The organism is Pseudoalteromonas sp. 68 DY56-GL68, assembly GCF_041414825.1.
Taxonomy (GTDB): Bacteria; Pseudomonadota; Gammaproteobacteria; order Enterobacterales; family Alteromonadaceae; genus Pseudoalteromonas.
In genome coordinates this window covers 533211-548824 of sequence record NZ_JAOCZL010000021.1, presented here as the reverse complement: position 1 = coordinate 548824, position 15614 = coordinate 533211, and the positions used below count along the sequence as shown (strand labels likewise).

Sequence of the window (15614 nt, the reverse complement as noted above, 5' to 3'; positions counted from 1 at the left end):
TAAATAATAATTAAAGTAATTACTATGTCTACAAATCAAACATACAGCCACTTTTTATCTAACCCTGTAGCTAAACCTCCATGCAGAATGCTCAATGCGAGCATGTATGGCTTTTTTGTTTCCGCTTCTGAGCAAAAAATGCAGCAGTATGTCGATGCCACGCTTAATACACTTGCCAATGACGCGACAACGTTTAATGTTTTAGGGGAAACCTGCTTACTCACATTCACCGATATAGAAAAAATATCGTCACTTGCAGCACCGTTTTCTGAACATGGCTGGATGCAAGAAACGGATATTATCATTTGGTTGCCTGTCGCTAAAATATTAGATGGCGATATTAGCTACCTGTATTGGTACCCTGCATTTATTAGTGTGAATAATGTTTATGCGCTGATCAATGGTCGTGAAACGTGGGGATACAATAAATATCTGTGTGACTATGAAATGCCCAGTAACATTGATGATAGCGGGCGATTCTCGGTTTCCTTGCAGTGTTTTGAGAAGTTTTCGCCTGACTCCATGTTAGCTCAGCATGAGTTGCTCACTATCACGCGAGTGATAAAGCAAAAGCCCGAGAGTTTGTTAGATAATGTGGAGCAATTTGCAGAGCGTGTCGCCTCGGTTTTAAGTGATGACTATAAAGGGATTGATTTATCTCTGTTAAAGCAATTACTTGATGGTTTCATCCACCCTCAAATGGACCAAATTTTATACAAACAATTTCCTGATGGTGAGGGTGAAAATTCTGTTTATAAAGCCGTTGTCCACTCACCTTCAGTGATAAAAAAAATTCATCAGCTAACGCTTTTAAAAAATGATTACAGCCTCGATGTTAATTTTTTAGCGAGCTTTCCACTAAACGATATGTTTGGTATTGCTCTTGGTAAACAAGCCGTACACCTACCGTTTTACGTCAGCATGGACTTTGATCAACTTGGCGCAACTGAAATTTTATCTGCGTAAGGGAAGAGTATGCAAAAAGAAAAAATTACCATAGTGGGTGGAGGAGTAGCTGCAATGACAGCTGCAGTTTACCTAACTGAGCAGGCTGATTGGCAACAAAAGCGTGAAATTACAGTTTATCAACAAGGTTGGCGATTAGGTGGCAAGGGCGCAAGTGGGCGCAATAGCCATTTTGCAGAGCGTATTGAAGAGCATGGATTGCATGTTTGGTTTGGTGCATATGTAAATAGTTTTCGTACTTTGCAAGGAGTGTACAACTCATTAAACAGGCCTGCTACACGTCCACTTGCTACATGGCAAGAAGCATTTAAACCCCATAGCTTTATTGCCTTACAAGAGTACATTGATAACGAGTGGCAAACGTGGCCAATTGATTTTCCGACAGTTGCAGGCAACCCTGCGGATGGAAGTTTAGACATCACTGTGTGGGATTTTGTAACCATGACTTTGGCTTGGTTAAAAAAGTGGACTGAAGACATTGAAGAGATATGCGAACAACATCACGCTGAAACAAGATTGGTGACAAAAAAATCGCGGGATCAATCATTACTTAAATACATGTATCAGGAAATTAAAACCAATATTGACCATACGCTAAGTAGTGCTGAGCAGTTTGTTAATGATATTGAGTCAGGTGCTGGCGAGATTATCTCAAGTCCTCGTTCGCTATTGACTCATTTACTGCAATTTTCTTCGCAACAAACAACACACACCGACAAACAAGCCGATCGTTTAGTTATCTGGTATATCGTACGAAAACTGAAACGTTGGTTTAAAGCCCAAGTGATTGATTTATTGGATGACAGCCCAGAACTACGTCGACTTTTTATAAGTGCAGATTTAGCGATTGCAATGCTAACAGGGCTTATAAAAGACAAAGTTTATCGTGATGGCTTCGCCGTTATTAATTGTTACGACTTCCGACAATGGCTTGAGAAAAATGGCGCCAATAAAACCTATAGTGTGAACTCAGCACCAATTAGAGGCTTTTACGATTTGGTTTTTGCTTATCCAGAAGGTGATTTTAATAAACCCAATGTTGAAGCTGGTGTGGCTGCACTTGCCATGTTGCGGATAGGTCTTTGTTATAAAGGCGGAGTAATGTGGAAGATGCAAGCTGGTATGGGGGATGTGATTTTTGCACCAGTGTACGAGCTATTGAAAGAACGAGGTGTGAAATTTAAATTTTTTCACCAACTCACCAATCTTGAAGCTGGTCAGGACACACAGGGAAAGGCGGTTGTTTCAAAGGTTGAGTTATGCCAACAAGTTAAGCTATCAGTAGAAGAATATGAACCTTTAGTTGACGTTAAAGGTTTACCATGCTGGCCAAGTGAACCTATTTTTTCACAAATAGAGTCAACTCAGGCCCATTTGCTTCAGGAATACCAAATAAACTTAGAGTCTTTTTGGACTCCTTGGCCTGAGGTGTATGAAGAGCAGTTTAAGAAACCTCTCCCTAGTATTAAATTAACTCATGGGCTTGATTTCGATACACTTATTTTAGGCGTGTCAGTTGCGTCACTTGAGCATATTGCAAGTGAGTTAATTGAGTTAGATAGCAATTTAGCAAAGCAATCGCAGCAGGTAAAAAGTGTCGCCACACAAGCTTGTCAGGTATGGTTAAATAAAACTGACCAGCAGCTAGGGTTTGATTACACCGTACCGAGTAAAGAGAATCCGATTCTTAGTGGTTTTGTTGAGCCTTTCGATACATGGGCAGCGATGGCTAATTTAATCGATAAAGAAGACTGGCCAGAGAATAACGCCCCTGTAAATATCGCTTACTTTTGTAGTGCACTGAGCTGCCACAGCTACCCAGCAGCAACAAATTATCAGTTTCCAATAAAAATGAAAGAAGCTGTTAAAGCGAATATGAAAAATTTATTCAACCTTGATATGTCAGCATTATGGCCAAAAGCATACGACAGTAATAATCAGTTTGATTGGCAAGTCTTTTTTAATGACCCAAGCAGTATTTTACCTGTATTCGAGCAACAGTACTGGCGGGCAAATATTGACCCGAGTGAGCGTTATGTTTTGTCGGTGACAGGGTCTAGCCAATACCGCTTAGCCACTGATGGCACTGTGTTTAATAATTTAAGAATTACAGGAGACTGGATTAAAACAGGTGTTAATGCGGGCTGTGTTGAAGCGGCTGTGATGGCCGGAATGCAAACCTCAAGGTCGTTATGCGGTTATCCAGAAACTATTAGTGGTGAGTATGCATTTGAAAAAACAGATAAGAGCATTAAATGAGGGCTAAATAGTTTGATATTTCACAAATTATGTGTGAATTATGCGACTTTAGTCTTTTATATGATCTATACTTACGTTAATTACAAGAATTTAACAAGTTTCCCTCTTTTAAGGTCTGACCAATATGAAGCGTCGTTATCTTATTGGCCCTAAATTACTCGTTTTATTGCTAGGTAGTGGAGCAACTAATGTAGTTGCTTTTGGGTCAGAGACTGAAAAAGACATGGAAGTTATCAGTGTTTATGCGCAAAAGCGTCCTCAAGCAATTGAAGATGTGGGCGTTGCTGTTAGCCAAGTGAGTGGCCAAAAATTAAAGAATCAACATTTTAAAGATTCGACTGAAATCGCTTTATTTGCGCCCAATGTAAAAATTACTCAAAACGCTGCTGAGGGTACGCCACCGGCTGTTAGTATACGTGGGGTGGGTTTGCTTGATTATAATACCGCCAACACCTCACCTGTGGGCATGTATTTAGATGGCGTAGCAGTTGGGTCTGCCAATAACCAAATCATTAATCTATATGACATAGACCAGCTCGATATACTTCGAGGTCCACAAGGTACGCTATTTGGACGTAACTCCACCGGTGGGGCAATTCTGATCCGTACTAATCGCCCAGAGTTTGATAGCTACGGCGCACTAACGCTTGGCATAGCCAATAATAATGCGACCAGTATTGATGGTATTTGGAATCAGCAAGTTAGTGATACAAGTGCGCTACGCTTTACTGTTAATTATCAAGATTATGACTATTCCACAGAAAATATTTTCAGTGATTCACCCGAAGCGGGAATGGAGCAAAAAAATGCCCGTGTGTCATTTTTAACGCAATGGGACAATGTTGATGTGTACTTACAAGCACACATAGAAGATTGGGATGGAATTGTACAACCTGTTGGTAATATTGGCATTGTAGCTAACCCACTCACTGGTGAATTATGTTCCCCTAGCGATGCAGGCTCAACGCGTTGTTTTGATAGTTTTGGTTTTAATGATGGCAGTGACGACTTTTTTACTGTGAGTGTAAATAACGATTCACCACACAGCTCGGATGGTTATGGCTTTATTGGGGAAGTGAATTGGCATCTTAGTGAGCAAAGTACGTTTACTTCACTGTCTAGTTTTAACGATTTAGAACGCAGCCATGCATTTAACTGTGACGGCTCACCAGCTCGTTTATGCGAAGGGGTGTTAGGTTTAGATACTCAGCTATTTAGCCAAGAGTTTAGGCTACTAAATGAATTTGAAAACTACACGCTCACCAGTGGTGTCTATTTTGCAGATGAAAACATAGAACAGGACAATCTTAACGATATTTTACGCGATCTGCGCGGCATTTTACCTAGCAACTTAACGGCAACGTTTATCTACGACAATGAAATTAGTATGCAAAACCTTGCGCTTTTTAGCCAGATAGAAGTACCGTTTGCTACACGCTGGATAATAAGTGCAGGACTGAGGTACGACTACGAATCACTCGATTATAACTCCGTGGCAACCTTAAATACTGTGATAGACCCTACCAATCTAGAGGGAGTTAATGTGCCTTTTTATGAGGTTGCTGACTCTCAATCTGACAACGGTGTAACAGGGCAACTTACAATCAACTATGCGCTCAGCGATGCAACTAATATGTATTATCGGTTTGCCAATGGGAGTAAAAGTGGTGGCTATAATGGCGGGTTTTTATCGTCAGAAGAGCAAGCTATTTTAGCTAATTATGGCAAAGAGCGACTGAATGCCCATGAAGTGGGTTTAAAATCATGGTGGCCGAAGCAGAACTTGAGAATGAACTGGGCTGGTTTTTATTATGATTACAATGATCAGCAAGTATTTATGAATCAACCGTCAGAAACACCGCAAATGCCACCCGTGCAATTGCTTGAAAACGTTGGTAATTCAATAATTTATGGTCTTGAAAGCGAAGTTTATTACCAGCCGCACAATGATTTAGCCTTGGTTTTAACGATAGGCTATATTCCGCATGCTGAATTTGAAGAGTATGTTGATCCACTCGGAAATAGTATTACTGATAACCGCTTGCCTTTTACATCTAAATGGAATGTTGCCGCAAGCCTGCAATATGATACTTATATAGCCAACAACCCACTTACGGCTTCTTTAAGTTACGATTATCAGTCTGACTTTTACTTTGATCAGAATATGAATCCTTATGCGCACCAAGAAGGTTTTAGTATCGTAAATGCTAACTTGAAATATGGTGTTGATAATTGGTCATTTATCTTGTGGGGGAAAAACCTATTTGATACTGAGCATAGCCAACTGAAGTTCGATTTAAGCTCGTTCTTGGGCATGTTAGAAGATTTCAAAGGTGAGGGGCGTCGTTATGGTTTCGATGTTGCCTATCATTTTTAATCTAGTTGTTCTTGCTTAATAGAGATAGATGAATGAGATTTAAGTTCTATGTAGGTAGTCTGCTTTTTCTTCTTTGCATGATGTTTTCGGCCAATGCTGCACAAACGTATGTTTATACAGATGACTCAGCTGAGCAGAATTTGCATGATGTTGGGCAAGTGCTCATGGCAAACGATAATATGTTTCCTCAGTCAGCGGCTAACATTAACGAATGGCAGGCAAGTAAAACACCTCAATCTCGCATCAGTTCGGTGGGGGGAAGTTATTGGCTAATCGTTAAGATAGATAACCAAAGTAATCGAGAAGATTTGGTGCTCTATCCTTACAATACGCTTGTGTCGAAAATTGAAAGTCGTGTCTATGACCTAACGGATCCTAGTAAACCTGTTCAGCACTATCTTACAGGAGGTGTCGAGAGAAATGAGTTTGCATTCCATTATGGTAATCGGCTAACCCTAGAAAAGGGAAAGCAGTATGTATTGATTACTTACTTTGAAAGTGATTATTTTTATACGCCTGCAAAACTTGTGTTAACACCGTACCAGAGTTATTTTGATACTATCACTGTAGAGAATATGGTGATGATGCTGTGCTTTGGAGTGGGCATTGCGCTTGGCTTATATAATTTATTAATTTACCTTGTTTCCAGAGATATCACTCACCTTTATTATGCGCTCTTTACTACTTCGTGGGTGTTCGCGTGGAGTCATTTTTTTCATATATCTGACCAATTATTTGGCTATTACAACCCTCATTTGCATTGGCTCGGTTTCGCACTAACTCCACTCACAAATATATTGTTTTATAATAACCTACTGAAATTAAAAGAGACTTTTCCAAAGCTTGCACAGCTATCAATGACTGTGGGTGTTATTGCGACACTCGGTATTCCTTTTTGTATTTTATGGCCAAGCTTTGGTTTCTACTGGTCTACGGTGGTCACGGGTATTGCACTGTGTTTGGGTTTATACATTGGTGTGCGCTGTATGCTTAAAGGATTTAAACCCGCACGTTACTTTGTGTTGGCCTATCTTGCGATGATGCTACCAAATATGGTTGGTAATTTAACTAACCTTGGCTTGTTGCCTGCTACAACAGTTAACTTATATTTGCTCGGCCTAATTGGCACGGCGATGGATGCTATGTTACTGGCTTTTGCTGTTGCTGATAAATTTAGGCTACTGCACGATGATAATGTTGAACTGACCAAAAACTTAGAAGAAAAAGTGCACTCTCGAACATTAGAGCTTGAACAACTTGCTGATGAATTGCGCGATGCTAACCAAGCGAAAAGCCGTTTTCTCGCTAATATTAGCCACGAAATTCGTACGCCCATGACCTCTATTATTGGTTATGCCGACGGCATAATGCTCGGTGATATAAAGCCCCATGAACGTAACCATGGTATTGGGGTTATTTTACAAAATAGTCGGCATGTGCTTGGTTTAATTAATGATATTTTAGATATGTCGAAAATTGAGGCTAACAAACTTGAGATTGAACTGATAGAAACGGACTTATTTGCCACAATTGCTAATATTGAATCCCTTATAGGTAAACAAATTCGTGATAAAGGTCTTAAATTTAGCGTTGATTATCAATTTCCCTTACCTGATTACATTGTCACTGATCCAAGCCGGTTAAGACAGATCTTGTTAAACCTAACAACTAATGCGCTCAAATTTACGCAAGTGGGGCGTATTACGCTGTCGGTAAGTTGTGATAACGATATTCTTGCAATCAGTGTTAAAGACACAGGTATTGGTATGACTGATGCAGAGCAAGAATCACTATTTAGTGCGTTTTACCAAGCTGACTCGTCTATCTCACGTCAGTATGGTGGAACAGGGCTAGGTTTAAATATTTCGAAAAGTTTAGCTGCAAAACTCGATGGCGACATTAGTGTTAAGAGTCATGTTGGCTCAGGCAGTGAATTTATATTGTCAATGGCAGTCTACAAAACAGAAAAAACACGTTGGCTAAATAATATTAGTGAAGTCAGACTGGTAGAAACATCGCCATTTTGTAAATTAGATGAACCAGAAAATTTAAAAGGTCATGTACTTCTCGCTGAAGATCATCCAGATAATAGGCGTTTAATTGCACGAATTCTAGAGCGGATGGGCTTGACAGTAACCACGGTAGAAAATGGTAAAGATGCTGTCCAACAAACGTTAGAAAATACCTTTGATTTAATTTTATTGGATATACAAATGCCAATAATGGACGGTCAAGAAGCATTACAAATGATGCAAGCAACAGGGGTGACAGCACCTATTATTGCACTGACTGCAAATACGATGAAGCATGAAATTGAGCGTTATATGAAGCAAGGTTTTGTCGATTTAATCGCAAAGCCAATAGATCGAAATGCTTTTAGCCATCAAATTTCCAGCTATTTGGACTGCGACGAATTAAGCGATATCAAATTACCAGATAAAGAGTTTCAAGTTTTAAAAGATGATTATATAAAAGGGCTTGAGGATCAGTATCGAGAAATGCGTGAGCAGTACAAAGTTATGGATATTGATGGCTTGAGTAAAAATGTTCACATGTTAAAAGGCGCTGCTAATATGTTTGAATGTGAGCAACTATATGTGAAAGCCGTGGCGGTGGATACGGCGCTTAAAAATGACACGGTGACTTTAGATGCGCAGCTCTTTACCTCTTTGTTTTGCGCCATGCAAGATGAAATCACTAAAGTGAATTATTAATGCCTTGAATATTGACTATTCGCGCACAGGCGCAGACAGTGAGGTAAATCGTTGCTATTAATACCCTTAAATAATAATCAATAAGAAAGCGAATATGTCGTATCAACACATTTCCATCCCCGAGCAGGGAGAGCAAATTACGATTGACTCATCTGGCGTATGGCATATCCCTTCAGATCCTATTGTTGCTTATATAGAAGGTGATGGAGTCGGGCAGGATATTACTCCTGTGATGCGCAGTGTTGTCGATTCTGCGGTTTCTCATGCTTATCACAATGAAAAGAAAATCCATTGGATGGAAGTGTTTAATGGTGAAAAAGCGGCTGCACTGTATGATGGCGATTGGTTTCCCCAAGAAACCTTACACGCCGTTAGACAATACAAAATAGCGATTAAAGGCCCTTTAACAACGCCTCTTGGCGGAGGTTTTCGCTCTTTGAATGTGGCCCTTCGCCATGAAATGGATTTGTTCGTTAATATGCGGCCAATTCGCAGCTATTCACGTCTTCCTTCGCCCTTAAAAGAGCCTGAGAAAACCAACATAACAGTCATCCGTGATAGTTCTGAAGATGTGTATTCTGGAATTGAATGGCAGGCAGGAAGCGTTGATAACGAACGCATGCTTGATTTTTTGTGTCAAGAAATGGGAGTAACCCGACTGAGATTTGACACACAGTGTGGCATTGGTATCAAGAATAGTTCAAAAGACGGGGCTGAGCGTTTGATGCGTTATGCCGTTAATTATGCACTCCAACAAAAAAGCGATTCATTGACGGTGGTGCATAAAGGAAATGTGCTTAAATTTACCGATGGTGCCTTTAAACGATGGGCGTTTGGCCTTGCTGAGCAAGAATTTAACGCGCTTCCTCACGAAAATGGTCGTTGGTTAGTTATCAAACGCGATGGCTCAAATGATTTAATTATTAAAGAAGTAATTGCTGATAATATGTTGCAACAAGCCTTACTGACCCCAGAGCAATTTGATGTGGTTGTTACAACGAATCAAAACGGCGATTACTTAGCAGATATGTTAACTGCACAAGTAGGCGGAGTTGGTATTATGCCTGCGGCAAACTTAAACAACGATGTGGCATTTTTTGAACCTACCCATGGTACCTTTAATCGTATTGCTGGCGAGAATAGTGCAAATCCGACAAGCAGCATTTTGAGTGCAGTGATGATGTTACGGTTTATGAAATGGCATGAAGCGGCAGATAAAATAGAGCTGGCATTAGAGTCTACTTTGGCTGCGAATGAAATGACTTTTGATTTGGCGACTCATTCGGCCGGTGCGACGATGCTTAGTTGCAGTGACTTTGCAAAAAGCATCATCGCTCGAATAAGTAATTCAAATAAATAAACATATTAAGCGGCATTGGCGCTTTTAACTGCATAGACACAGGGTTTTCCTGTGAGTTCAGCTGCACGTTGATAAATACGCTCAGCACCTGGCTCATTGCTTGTTATACCTGTTAGTGTGTCCATTAAAGCAACAACTAAAATAGCAGGCACTTGGCAGCAATATTCGTCAAGAACCGCCGTCGTTGTTTGTGCATCAACATGGCAGTGTGGGTGTGTATGTACTGTGCTATACGCTTTTAATAATGTGTCTGCTTGTAAAGCATCATCTTCTTGATGTTTAGTTTTACGACATTGACAACCAAACTCATCAACCATAGTGGCAAGTGTTTGATATATATCTTCACAAGCTAGGTCACTTTTCTTACAAAGCTGCTGCTCGATGAATGCGTGTAATTGACCATTAATGTAAAGGCCGTCCTGTTGAGTGAATTGCGCTGAAGTTTCCATAATCATCTTCTCTTTGTTTATGTGCTTAACTTCACTCTAGCGGCTCAATCATTATTTATGAAATTGTTGTTTTCAATAACTGATATTGATTTTATCAATATTGCGGTGGTTTTATCGATCTGCCACTGTGCTTGCAAAAGCAATAAGCTCTCTGCGCAGCCATTGATGTGGGTTTGAATGGTGTAGTAGCGGGCTCCACAGCATTTTCACTTCAATTGGTACGATTTGAAATGGCACAGGGCTTATTACTAAATCAGTATGTTTTGTTAATAACATGGCTTGTCGACGTGGCAGGGTCGCGATGAGGTTTTTTGATTGGCACAATAAACTTGCAACCATGTAATGGCGGGTAAATACACGAATATTACGAGTTTGTTCTAATTGCCATAACGCTTCATCAACCCAACCTAGTTTTTGACTGCCAGATTTATTTGTTACTGCCGTTTCTGCGCCCCAGCCTGCACGGTTTACCCATATATGCTCTTGTTTTAGGTAGCTCTCAAGTGACTGTGTGAGTAAATAAGGGTTTTCGGGATGGCTCAAGCAGCAGTAATTATCGCGCCAAACACTGGCTTGATGAAAAGAGCGAGGAAGGCCGTTAAAGCGGTTAATCGCTAAATCGATAGTGCCTTTTTCCATGTCTTGTAGGGTTACGTCACTGGGGCTCAAAATATCGAAATTAAGCCCCGGATTCTGCGCTAATTGGTTTGTAATAAATGGGGCTATTAATGTTGATTCTAGATAATCATTGGCCATAATACGAAAGGTTATAGTGGCGCTACTTGGATCAAACTGTTCACTTGGTTGAGTAATTTCTTCTGCCATTTTTAGCAAGGACTCTATTTCAGGCTTAAGACTTAGGGCTTTTGCTGTTGGCGTCATTGTACCTGCAGCTCGCACTAATAGTGGGTCATCAAATAAATCACGCAGTCGTTTAAGTGCATTACTCATCGCTGGTTGTGTTAAGGCAAGTTTATTTGCTGCCTTAGACACACTTTGCTCGTCGATGAGCACATTTAGGTACACCAAAAGGTTGAGGTCAACATGCCTAATATTCATCTGATCAATCTTATTTATTCTTGCTATTAATTATCTAAATTAAAGCGTGCTTGCTATGGTGTGTAAACAGCACCATTAAAATAATCAGTATAAGCGACATTAATAATGCCAAATGAAGTTATACAACAAAAAACGCAATCAGAGCAATTAACACAGGTTATAGCCACTAAGCTTGCACGTGCAGTCTTCGCTGGCTTTGAAGCTATGTTTGCGGAGTTTTTAAATATTACTTTAGGTGCACAAAGTCGTTTTGAGCAGTGCCAATGGCAGCAAGTTCAACAGATGATGAAGTTACGCTTACAAGTCTACGAAGGGCAAGTGAGTAAAGTCAGCAACGCGGTAAAAATCATTGCATACAGTGAAGTGGATGACCCTGCACTTTGGCTTTTAGCGAAACAGATTTATGGTGAGATGGTACAAAACCATGAAAATCAACCTATAGCTCATACATTTTTTAATTCGACATTTGGCGCTATTTGGGACTCTCGAAAGATCCGTAATGTTCATTTATTTGTTTTAAAGGCTCGTTATCGATTAGGGCCTAGACCATTTGATTCTTTAGTGAGTCGCATCTCACTCAAAGATGGTTTCGATGAGGCTGTTTCGTCATTAATTAAGCGCCATGTATTTCGAGTTGGCTATGCAAACTTTGACGATGATGTAGCGCTTTTGCAGCGCACATTGATTGCAGGCGCCAAACATCAATGCCCACAAGTATATCAATTACTCACTCTTAACGATGGTTACATTGAATATGCCAACTCCTTATTTTTTAGAAACAAAGCCTGCTACATAATAGGGCGATGCATTGCAAAAAATGGCGATAACATGCCATTTGCTATTGCTTTATTGAATACAGAGCGAGGCCTCGAGATTGATGCTGTGATGATGGGAGCTGACCAACTGAGCTTACTTTTTGGTTTTGCACGCACTTATTTTATGGTGGATACGGACCAGCCAGCTCGTTACGTTGATTACTTAAGTGTGTTAATGCCTCATAAGCAACGTTTTGAACTGTTCAATGCGATAGGATTTATTAAACATGCAAAAACAGAGTTCTATCGTTACAAAGTGGATACGACTCGCAGCAGTCCTAGTGATGATAAATATGTTATTGCCCCAGGCACACCTGGGATGGTGATGTTAGTGTTTACAACACCACGTTCAGATTACGTTTATAAAGTAATAAAAGATAAGTTTAATGCACCAAAAACAGCCACTAAAAAGCAGGTCATGGCGAAATACGATTATGTAAAACAAGCTGATCGTGTGGGCCGCCTGGTTGATACACATGAATTTCGTTACCTTGCTTTTGATTTAAGCCGTTTTAGTGATGAACTATTACAAACAATGCAGCAGCAAATCGGTGATAGTTTAGTCATATCAGGCAATGCACTCATCCTTCGTCATGTTTACGTAGAGCGCAAAATGACACCGCTAAATTTGTATATTAAACAATGCGATGAGCGAAAGCTCGAACAGGTGATGAACGATTACGGGAAAGCAATTAAGGAGCTTGCTGGGGCGAATATCTTCCCTGGAGATATGTTGATGAAGAACTTTGGTGTGACGCGATGGGGGAGAGTGGTATTTTATGATTATGACGAAATTTGCCCATTAACTGATTGTAACTTTAGAGAATTACCGCAAACAGATGATGCGTTAGACGAGCTCAGTAGTGATAGTTATTTTGATATTGCTGATAATGACATTTTTCCTAGTCAATTCAATGTATTCTTTAGTGCTAATGAAGCCGCATTTTCATTCTTTAAGCATCATCACAATGATATTTTTACCGCAACCATGTGGCAAGATATTCAAAGAGCAATAAATAATGGTCAACTATTTGATGTATATCCTTATAAACAGTCTTGGCGTTTCTCGCAGATGAGAAAATCTCAACCTTAAATCCTTAATCGGAACAAAGAACTAGCGTAAGCTAAGCAGTTCATAAAACAAGGATAGAGATAATGAAAAAAATAACGCTTATTGCAAGTTTGCTACTTAGTATCAATGTGAATGCCAATCCATTACTTGGCAGCTGGCAGTTTATTGAAGGAAAATACGCTGTTGAAGATGGCTATGTCACAGCGAAAGCCCCCGAATTGAACTCGGTAAAATTAATCACTGACTCTCATTTTAGTTACATAACACAAAAAAATGGCAAGTTTCACTATGCTGGTGGTGGTGAATATATTCTTAAAGAGCAACAATTTATCGAAACATTTTCGTATGGTAATGTACCTTCATTATTAGGAAAAACGATGGCATTTGATTACAAAGTTGAAGGCGATGTTTGGCACCATACTTTGTACGAAAATGGTAAATTGATTGAAGCCGAAACATGGCGACGCATTACAAAATAGGGGCTGCTATGCGCTACATTAAGCACGAAGATTCAAATTTACATTTTGCACACATTAACCCACCAGAGATAAAACCACACGAAGTGTTAGTTAAGGTCGCCGCTGTTGGTGTTAATCGTGCTGACTGTATGCAGCGACAAGGGAAATATCCAGCACCTGCTGGAGATAGCTCTATACTTGGGCTTGAATGTGCTGGGGTGGTTGTTGAGCAGGGTCACAAAGTGACTAAAGATTGGTTAAATCAACGGGTTTTTACTTTGTGTGCAGGTGGTGCTTATAGCGAATATGTAGCGGTAGATGCGGCTCAATTAATGCCCTTAGCTGATTCAATGACCATGGCACAAGGGGCTGCGATAAGTGAGGTCTATTTGACGGCTTATTCTGCCTTGTTTCAATTTGGCGGTCTTAAAGAAGGACACACTGCACTTATTCATGCAGGAGCCAGTGGGGTAGGCGGTGCAGCAATTCAAATGGCGAAAAGCATCGGTGCGAATGTTGTGGTGACAGCAGGAAGTGAAGAGAAGTGTCATCATGCAAAAGCAATGGGTGCTGATCATGCTATCAATTATAAAACAACCGATTTTGTCGAGTATATGAAAAACAATGAGCTCACAGCGAATACCATTGTTGATCCAGTCTCTGGTAGCTACTTAAACAAAAACGCCCATGTTGCAGCCATGGATTGCCAAATAGTTATGCTGGCATTTTTAGATAACCGCTTTGCAGAGGTTGATTTCGCTCGATTGCTTAGTAAACGAATTTCTTTTCATGCTTCTACGCTGAGGAATCGCAGCAATGAATTTAAGCGTACCTTGCGCGACCAGTTTATTTCACGTTTTTATGACACATTAGCTGCTGGTGGCTTTGATTATAATATCTATAAAACGCTCAATTGGGCACAGGCAAGTGAAGCGCATCGAATTTTGGATAACAACGAAAACGCAGGCAAAGTAGTGTTATTAGTTGAATAACACCAAAACGCCCATATAATTCCTTTACATTCGAAGTCTAAGCAAAGGTTAGTATGAACCCGATTATAGAAACTCTAAAAGAACATAATGTAAGTGACGAACAAGTGCATGCGTTGTTCAGTGCTTTCTTAGAGAACCCAATGTTGGCGATGGCGCAAATACAACAACTTGGTATCCCACCAGAGAAACTACAGCAGTTAATGGCGCTGGTAATGACACAGCCGAATCTAATTAAAGATGCAGCTGAGTCACTCGGTATTAATGCTGAGCAAGTTGAGCAGGCTAAACAACAGTTTAAAAATCAATAGATTAGTTTAATCTATATCAATTGCATAAGCTTCTAATAGCTTGTGCAATTTATATTGCTCATCTTCAGCAAACTCAATACCAACATTTAATCGATCGCCTTTCATTTGATTGTTTCTAATGTATGCCCTAATAACTTGCGTTGAGCTATCTTGCGGGGAAAGGATATGTACAAAGACTTGGCGACGTTTTAGAGCTAAAAAGCCTGTTTTGACATGGATAGCAAAGCGACAACCTGTCGGTGAAATATCAATAATCAGTCCATGCAACAATGTTTTATCATCATCTGATGGGTTTTCGGTTACGCTAATTTTTGCAGGGATATGAGTTTGTAACCTGCTTGCTTCACGTAGTTGGCGACTTTCAATATTTTTTGGGTAAGCTAAATACATCAAACGTTCAGGGCGAACGGTTAATGCAATGATATTGGTTGTGAAAGCGACACACTCACCGCGTTGATCTTCAACGATGTAGCGCACAATAGCACCATTGCCTTCAACTAACACATCTTTGAAATCATTTTTACCAACTTGTGCAGGGCACTTTAAAATTAAGTACTTTCCGGTTTCATAGCCAACAAGTGTTAACTTAAATCGAATAGAAATAGGGTTACTAAACTGTAAATCAATTAGCTTGCCAGGCAATAGGTCTAAGAAAAAGGGTGACTTGTTTGCTAACTGAGGTGTTGTTTTTTCTTTTGTAACATCCATTTACGGGTATTTTGTGATTATTATTTTCTTTAGTATCTGTTATTCGGAACATAAAATCACTACTACAAAATGGTGAA

General features: G+C 40.0%; 12 protein-coding genes. 9 read left to right on the top strand and 3 right to left on the bottom strand.

Annotation, left to right across the window (positions count from 1 at the left end; all coding sequences use genetic code 11):
• The first annotated feature begins 24 nt into the window (after window positions 1–24).
• The 5 genes from NYF15_RS16910 (at window position 25) to icd (ending at window position 9676) form a co-directional block, all read left to right on the top strand.
• Entirely contained in the window at window positions 25–966 is a 942-nt protein-coding gene (locus tag NYF15_RS16910; RefSeq protein ID WP_371354192.1) for an acetoacetate decarboxylase, read from the top strand.
• A gap of 9 nt (window positions 967–975) precedes the next feature.
• The gene (locus tag NYF15_RS16905) at window positions 976–3225 is read left to right on the top strand and encodes an NAD(P)-binding protein (protein ID WP_371354191.1); all 2250 of its coding nucleotides are present in this window, start codon (window positions 976–978) and stop codon (window positions 3223–3225) included.
• A 124-nt stretch (window positions 3226–3349) separates the two neighbouring features.
• Window positions 3350–5602: a TonB-dependent receptor gene (locus NYF15_RS16900; protein WP_371354190.1), complete on the top strand. Its 2253-nt coding sequence runs from the start codon at window positions 3350–3352 to the stop codon at window positions 5600–5602.
• Window positions 5603–5634: 32 nt separating this feature from the next.
• Window positions 5635–8316 carry a 7TM diverse intracellular signaling domain-containing protein gene (locus NYF15_RS16895; RefSeq protein ID WP_371354189.1) on the top strand — a complete coding sequence of 894 codons (2682 nt, stop codon included), beginning with the start codon at window positions 5635–5637 and terminating at the stop codon, window positions 8314–8316.
• A 94-nt stretch (window positions 8317–8410) separates the two neighbouring features.
• Window positions 8411–9676, top strand: coding sequence for an NADP-dependent isocitrate dehydrogenase (gene icd, locus NYF15_RS16890; RefSeq protein ID WP_371354188.1), 1266 nt, complete (start codon window positions 8411–8413; stop codon window positions 9674–9676).
• Between the two features lie 5 nt (window positions 9677–9681).
• Here the strand turns inward: icd and NYF15_RS16885 are convergent, their stop codons facing one another.
• Window positions 9682–10125, bottom strand: coding sequence for a hypothetical protein (locus tag NYF15_RS16885; protein ID WP_237118709.1), 444 nt, complete (start codon window positions 10123–10125; stop codon window positions 9682–9684).
• 111 nt (window positions 10126–10236) lie between these two features.
• Window positions 10237–11184, bottom strand: a complete 948-nt coding sequence (locus tag NYF15_RS16880; protein ID WP_130149688.1) for a LysR family transcriptional regulator — start codon at window positions 11182–11184, stop codon at window positions 10237–10239.
• A 105-nt stretch (window positions 11185–11289) separates the two neighbouring features.
• On the opposite strand from NYF15_RS16880, the gene aceK reads away from it, so the two are divergent.
• The 4 genes from aceK to NYF15_RS16860 all read left to right on the top strand — a co-directional run bounded on the left by aceK (window position 11290) and on the right by NYF15_RS16860 (window position 14829).
• Window positions 11290–13092 carry a bifunctional isocitrate dehydrogenase kinase/phosphatase gene (gene aceK / locus NYF15_RS16875; RefSeq protein ID WP_371354187.1) on the top strand — a complete coding sequence of 601 codons (1803 nt, stop codon included), beginning with the start codon at window positions 11290–11292 and terminating at the stop codon, window positions 13090–13092.
• A gap of 62 nt (window positions 13093–13154) precedes the next feature.
• Window positions 13155–13550 (top strand): hypothetical protein, encoded by a 396-nt coding sequence (locus NYF15_RS16870; RefSeq protein ID WP_371354186.1) that lies wholly within the window; start codon window positions 13155–13157, stop codon window positions 13548–13550.
• An 8-nt stretch (window positions 13551–13558) separates the two neighbouring features.
• Window positions 13559–14521, top strand: a complete 963-nt coding sequence (locus NYF15_RS16865) for a zinc-binding dehydrogenase (RefSeq protein WP_371354185.1) — start codon at window positions 13559–13561, stop codon at window positions 14519–14521.
• A gap of 53 nt (window positions 14522–14574) precedes the next feature.
• Window positions 14575–14829: a DUF2999 family protein gene (locus NYF15_RS16860; RefSeq protein ID WP_130149691.1), complete on the top strand. Its 255-nt coding sequence runs from the start codon at window positions 14575–14577 to the stop codon at window positions 14827–14829.
• A gap of 6 nt (window positions 14830–14835) precedes the next feature.
• On the opposite strand, the gene NYF15_RS16855 is transcribed toward NYF15_RS16860, so the two are convergent.
• Window positions 14836–15537, bottom strand: a complete 702-nt coding sequence (locus tag NYF15_RS16855) for a PilZ domain-containing protein (RefSeq protein WP_237118706.1) — start codon at window positions 15535–15537, stop codon at window positions 14836–14838.
• Window positions 15538–15614 lie beyond the last annotated feature (77 nt).

Excerpts from the sequence above, each read along its gene's own strand:
- NYF15_RS16910 (WP_371354192.1), top strand. The coding sequence starts at position 25 with ATGTCTACAAATCAAACATACAGCCACTTTTTATCTAACCCTGTAGCT.
- NYF15_RS16905 (WP_371354191.1), top strand. The coding sequence starts at position 976 with ATGCAAAAAGAAAAAATTACCATAGTGGGTGGAGGAGTAGCTGCAATG.
- NYF15_RS16900 (WP_371354190.1), top strand. The coding sequence starts at position 3,350 with ATGAAGCGTCGTTATCTTATTGGCCCTAAATTACTCGTTTTATTGCTA.
- NYF15_RS16895 (WP_371354189.1), top strand. The coding sequence starts at position 5,635 with ATGAGATTTAAGTTCTATGTAGGTAGTCTGCTTTTTCTTCTTTGCATG.
- icd (WP_371354188.1), top strand. The coding sequence starts at position 8,411 with ATGTCGTATCAACACATTTCCATCCCCGAGCAGGGAGAGCAAATTACG.
- NYF15_RS16885 (WP_237118709.1), bottom strand. The coding sequence starts at position 10,125 with ATGGAAACTTCAGCGCAATTCACTCAACAGGACGGCCTTTACATTAAT.
- NYF15_RS16880 (WP_130149688.1), bottom strand. The coding sequence starts at position 11,184 with ATGAATATTAGGCATGTTGACCTCAACCTTTTGGTGTACCTAAATGTG.
- aceK (WP_371354187.1), top strand. The coding sequence starts at position 11,290 with ATGCCAAATGAAGTTATACAACAAAAAACGCAATCAGAGCAATTAACA.
- NYF15_RS16870 (WP_371354186.1), top strand. The coding sequence starts at position 13,155 with ATGAAAAAAATAACGCTTATTGCAAGTTTGCTACTTAGTATCAATGTG.
- NYF15_RS16865 (WP_371354185.1), top strand. The coding sequence starts at position 13,559 with ATGCGCTACATTAAGCACGAAGATTCAAATTTACATTTTGCACACATT.
- NYF15_RS16860 (WP_130149691.1), top strand. The coding sequence starts at position 14,575 with ATGAACCCGATTATAGAAACTCTAAAAGAACATAATGTAAGTGACGAA.
- NYF15_RS16855 (WP_237118706.1), bottom strand. The coding sequence starts at position 15,537 with ATGGATGTTACAAAAGAAAAAACAACACCTCAGTTAGCAAACAAGTCA.